The sequence below is a fragment of the Corallococcus aberystwythensis genome (assembly GCF_003612165.1).
In the GTDB taxonomy this organism is placed as follows: domain Bacteria; phylum Myxococcota; class Myxococcia; order Myxococcales; family Myxococcaceae; genus Corallococcus; species Corallococcus aberystwythensis.
In genome coordinates this window covers 1-5,428 of the sequence record NZ_RAWK01000429.1, presented here as the reverse complement: position 1 = coordinate 5,428, position 5,428 = coordinate 1, and the positions used below count along the sequence as shown (strand labels likewise).

The following is a 5,428-nucleotide window of genomic DNA, read 5'->3' as shown; positions in this document are numbered from 1 at the left end:
GTGGGGCGCAGGTGCCGCTGCCTCACCCGGCCCCGCATGCCGGGCGCGGGGCCCTGCTGGAAGTCCACCAGCTCCACCAGCAGGCGCCGGGCCTGGCGCTGCTCGCCGGGAGACAGCGACGCGTAGAGCCGGTTCGCCACCCGCTTCAGCGCCCCCGCCACGCCGCCCAGGGCCGCGTAGGCGCGGTGCGTGAGCAGGGGGCCTTCGCGCTCCTCCCAGAGTTGATCCAGCGCGTACTGGAGCAGCGGCAGCGAGCCGGGCTCCTGTCCCACGTCCTGGAGCAGCCGGTCCACCATGCCGGGCTCGAAGCCCAGCCCCACCTTGCGCGCGGGGCCCTCGATGGCCGCGCGCAGCGCTTCCCCCTGAAGCTCGCTGACGAAGAGGCGATGCGCGTCCGAGTACACCACCGCGTCCAGGCGCGTGCCCCCGGCGTCCACCACCAGATCCCCGCAGCGCCCCAGGAAGTCCACCTGGAGCGTGGCGAGCACCACCACGCGCCGCTCCGTGTCCCGCGACAAACTCCAGAGGTCGGTGGCGAGCACGCGGCGTGCGTCGGGCTCCAGCGCGGTGAAGAGATCCTCGAAGGGATCCACGAGCAGCAGCTGCCGGCGCTCGGGAGGAACCTGGCGCACCTGCTGGAGCGTTTCGGCGTGGCCCTGTCCGGGCCGCAGCAGCCGCACCTCCCAGCCGGCGGCCCGCAGCTCCTGGGGCAGGCCCGCGAGGGCGAGCGAGGACTTGCCGCTGCCCGACACGCCGGCCAGCACCTGGAAGCGAGGCCGCCGGTCCTCCATCGCCTCGTGGACGCGCTGGAGCAGCTCGCGCTGGAGCGCTTCGCGTCCGAAGAAGAAGCGGCGGTCCTCCTGCCGGAACGGCAGCAGGCCCCGGTAGGGACGCAGGGCCACCGGGCGCGTGTCGCTCCCGTGCTCCGCGCGCGCGTAGAGCTGGAGCGAGACGTGGTCCAGCGCGGTGGTGTCGAGCGCGAGCTGGCGCCGGGCGTGCCCCACCGCCTCTTCTAATGATGCGGGCGCCACCAGCAGGGACTGGTAGAGGGCGCGGGTGAGCACCACGGAGCCCGGCACGGAGAGCAGCAGGCGGGAGGCCACCACCGCGGGGAGGCCCGCGCGGTGGAGCGCCTGGGCCACGCTGCCCAGGTGGTTGTCCGTCGTGCCCGCGCCACTCTGGCACGCGCAGAGCACCACCAGCCGCAGCGTCCGCGCGTAGGGCATCAGCAGCTGGCGCAGCGTCGCGCCGTCCACGAGCTCGGGCTCGCCGCCCTCCCACGACGCGTTCCAGAGCAGGCCATACGTCTGCCCCCGCCGTCCGCCGTGACACAGCAGGTGGAGGACGGAGACGGGCTCGCCGGATCGCGCGAGCGCTTCCTTCAGCGACTCCAGCGACACGTGCGGCAGGACGTCCCGCTCAGGCTCGAACGGATACACGCCTTCCTCGCAGGCCGCGCCCAGTTCGCGCAGGTGCGCCCCCGCCGGGACCTGGCCTCCCGCGGCGGACCAGGCGTAGAGGATGCGGCCCGCGCGGGAGGTGTCCGGCGCGGGCGTGTCCTGGGACGCGGGCCACTCGTAGCGGACGAGCACTCCGGGGAGCTCCGCCACGGTGCGCCCGGAGGTGCCCAGCGTGAGCAGCTCCCAGGGCAGCGCGTAGAGCTCCGCCGCGGCGAACCGGAAGGTGAGGTGCACCGGGCGCTCCTGCTGGACGGCGGCGAGGATGTCCCGCGCGTGCGCGTCCCAGCCCACCGCTTCCAGGAAGGCGCGCAGCCGCTCCCCCAGGCGCTGCACCACGTTGCGATCCGGATGGGGCCGCTCCAGCTCCGCCAGGTCCGCCAGCAGCGCCGGCTCCCACGCGAGCGCCGCGCGCGCGTAGCTGCCCTGGGCCCGCCGCAGCAGGTACTCCTGGGGCTCCAGCCGGAAGTGGAACGCGTCCCCGGCCTCCTGCGCGCGCACCAGCTCCAGCAGCAGCTCCAGCGGCGCGTTCACGGCGGGCGCGCTCACGGCGGAGGGGCCACGGCGGGCTGCCCGTCCTGCCGCACCAGCCTGCCGTCCAGGTCGTAGATGGAGCTGGCCTGCTCCAGGAAGTGGAAGGGGAGCTTCACATCCAGCTGACGTGCGCGCCGCAGGTTGATGGCGAGGTCCGGCGGGGAGATGACCCCCATGGGCAGCCGCGACGCCGGAAGCCGCGACCCCAGCACCTCCAGCACGTAACGCGCGCCCAGCTGGCCGGCGCTCTTGAAGGGCACGCCGATGGACATGACCGCGCTGGCGCTCCCCTCGCGCACGGCCTCGCGCACGGAGCCCAGCACCGGGATGCCCTCGGAGAGCCCGTCGATGCGCTCCAGCTCGTCGTAGACGGCCGAGGACGTGGTGACCCAGAAGAGGCTGTGCCTTCCTTCCGGATCAATGAGCCGCATCGCGCGCGCCATCCGGGGCACCTGTTCGGAGAGCATCGCCTCCGCGCTGCGCTTGCCGTCCACCGCCAGCTCCAGCAATTGGAAGCCGTCCCGGGCCGCCAGCCGCCGCATGGCCTCCGCCTCCACCTCCACGGTGCTCTGGTTGCGGCGGTCGTACACCACCGTCAGCACCTTCAGCGGGCCCAGCAGCTCCTGGAGGTAGTGCAGCTGCACGTCCGGAGAGAGGGACAGCGAGACGAAGGCCATGTTGCCCGGCTTGGCCTGTTGCGAGGCCCCTTCCTCGAAGCCGAGCCACAGCTCCGGCGCCTTGCAGAGCGCCACCACCGGCGTGGGCTGGTTGCCGAAGCGGTTGTAGAGAAAGCGCGTCGCGTCCGAGCCCAGGGCGATGACCAGGTCGAACTGCCCGGAGTCCGCCAGCGCCAGCATCCGCTCCTGCTCCTGGCGGCCCGTGCCCAGCTTGTGCAGCGTGAGCTCCACCCGCACGCGCCCGTCGCGCAGGACGGGCAGCATGCCCTCGAGGATCCAGTTGAGGCTGCTCTGCGCCACGGTGAGCAGCACGAGCACCTCGCGCGCCTGCTCCTGCGGCGCGGGGGGCCGTTCATGCGCGATGCGGATCCGCTCCGCGGATGCCTCCACCTTCCAGCCCCGAAGCGACTCGGGGGGCAGGTCCACCCAGGCGGAGAGATCCTCCGGCTGCGCGGAGGCTGGCAGGGACGTGACGAGGACGAGCAGCAGGCCCACGAGCCATCCGGCCCGCGCGGGGGTGACGTCACGCATGGCGTGCCTCGCGCCCGGGCAGTCCCCGGGTCATCCAGAAGTACGCGGCGCCCAGCAGGAGCACGCCGGCGCCCAGCCCTCCGAGCACCTGGAGCGGCTCCGAAGGAATGAGCCAGAGCGCGCTCACGACCAGGGGGCCCAGGCACTGCCCGAGCGCGCCGGCGACCGGGGCGATGGACGGCAGGCCCCGCTCCCGCGCGCGGCCTTCTCCGAGGCCGGAGGCGCGGGGGCGCTTGAGGCAGGCCTGGATGAGCGCGTGGCAGAGGCCCCAGAGTCCCAACGCCAGCGCGCACACGGGCTCCAGCGCTCCCGCGATCCCCAGCGCCAGCAACGCGACGCCCAGCCCCAGCACTCCGCCCTGCAACAGCCTCCGGGTCCTGTCGGTGCGCGGCGGCGGCAGGACGTGGCAGAGCAGCGCTCCCAGCGCATGGAGGGCGAGGAACTGGCCGATGAGGTCCGCGTCCTCGCCCTGGCCCGCCAGCCACAAGGGCAGCGCGAAGCAGAGGACACCTCCGCGAACGAGCAGGGAGGGCAGGCCGACGAGCAGCAGCGCCGGGAGGTATTCGCGAGGGCTCCCCGTGCCCGAAGGGAGCGGTGGGGGCGCGAGCCAGGAGAGGGAGGCCCGGAAGAGACCGGCTCCGGGGGCCGGGGCCCGCGCATCCAGCGGAGGCAACCACAGCCGTGCGTACGAAAGCGCGGCCAGGGCGCCGAGTCCGCCGCACAGGAACGCCGCGCCAGGGCCCAGGTGGGACGCCAGCAGGGCGCCCAGCACCGTGCCGCTGAGCAGCCCGCTACACCGGGACAGGACGAGGCGCGAGCCGTGCGCCGGGGGCTGCTGGGGGTGGAAGACCGCGAGGAGGTACACCCGGGTTCCAGCGGCGAGCGCACCGTGCCCGAGGCCCGAGAGGCAGCGCAGCAGCAGCCACAGCCGGAAGTCCCCGGTCCACGCCATCAGCAACAGGGGAGCGGCCGACAGCAGCAGGGCGCCCATCAGGAAGCGGCCGGGGCCCACGTCGCGGGCGGTGCGCTCGGAGTAGAGGAACGCGAGCGCGCTGGCGCCATGGAAGGCGAAGACGAGCAGCGCGGCGCCCCCGCCGGGATTGAGCGCCTCCGCGGAAGTGGCGAGGAAGGCCAGCGGCAGCCCGTCCAGGAAGGCCCCGAGGAACGCGAGGGGCTGGAGCCGGTCCACCGCGCCGTGCTCGAAGGCCCGCGGACGTGAAGCGCGCCGGGGCAGGGGAGCGAAGGCCCTCAACACGAGCAGGCCCACCAGGCCGCAAGCCACGAAGAGGAAGAGGAAGCCGCGGCACCCGCGCCAGAGCCGGGCGTCGAGCGCGCCCTTCGCGGCGCCCACCTCCAGCCGCACGGGGAGGCTCCAGGGGCCCTCCGTCAGCTCCAGGTCGATGGTGTACTTGAAGCGCTCATGCCCGGGCGTCCCCGCTCCCGCGCCGGCCTGCACCAGCACCCGCTCATCCGCGATGAGCGCGAGCGAGCCCAGGTCCGTGTTGGAGCGCTGGTAGTCCTCCAGCAGCGTGTCCAGCCCGCGCAGGTGGGAGAGCGTCAGCCCCAGCCGCGCCGCCTCGTTCAGCCGCCGCGCCAGGGAATGGGCCAGGCTGCTCGTGCGCTGCTGGAGGCCGTCCGAGTAGAGGTCCACCAGCGCCAGCGAGCTGGCCAGGGTCATGACGCCGAAGCCGGCGCAGAAGGCCAGGCCCAGCCAGCGCCGGGGCCGCCGCATCCACAGCCGCTGCGCCCCCAGGACGAACGCCACCTGGAACAACAGACAGCCTCCCAGGAGGGTGAAGAGCGGCTGGAAGCGCTGGAGCACGCGCAGGTCCACGGCCTGCCGGGACATCACCAACTCCAGGCGGCCCACCACCCCGAAGCGGTCGGAGAGCGGCAGTGACACGCGGAACACCCGCGCGTCCTCCGTCACCTCGAAGCGCTGGCCGGGGAGGGGAGGCACGCGGTGGGAAAGCGGGATGGCGCTCTCCTCCCCGGCAGGTTCGGAGAAGAGCAGGCGGCCCCGGGCATCCAGGACGCGGACTGCCTCCAGCGTGGGGTCCGCTTCGCGCAGCGCGCGGGCCAGGTGGTGGAAGCCGGTGAACTGCTCCAGCGCCACGCCCACGCGCAGGAACATCTCCACGGGTCCCTGGATGACCGCGCCCTGCGCCGCCAGCCGCTCGAACTGGAGGTGGGCATAGCCGCGCTGCGCCTCCCCCAGCCCCACGGCGA

At 73.8% G+C, this 5,428-nt stretch carries 3 protein-coding genes; all 3 read right to left on the bottom strand.

Annotation, left to right across the window (positions count from 1 at the left end):
* Positions 1-2,006 (bottom strand): nSTAND1 domain-containing NTPase (locus D7W81_RS39610; protein WP_120560511.1); only part of this gene is annotated, 2,006 nt, incomplete at its 3' end.
* Positions 2,003-3,199, bottom strand: coding sequence for an ABC transporter substrate-binding protein (locus D7W81_RS39605; RefSeq protein ID WP_120560510.1), 1,197 nt, complete (start codon positions 3,197-3,199; stop codon positions 2,003-2,005). The genes D7W81_RS39605 and D7W81_RS39610, both read right to left, overlap by 4 nt.
* Positions 3,192-5,428, bottom strand: a 2,237-nt coding sequence (locus D7W81_RS39600; RefSeq protein ID WP_120560509.1) for an MFS transporter, incomplete at its 5' end; no start/stop codon positions are given. The genes D7W81_RS39600 and D7W81_RS39605, both read right to left, overlap by 8 nt.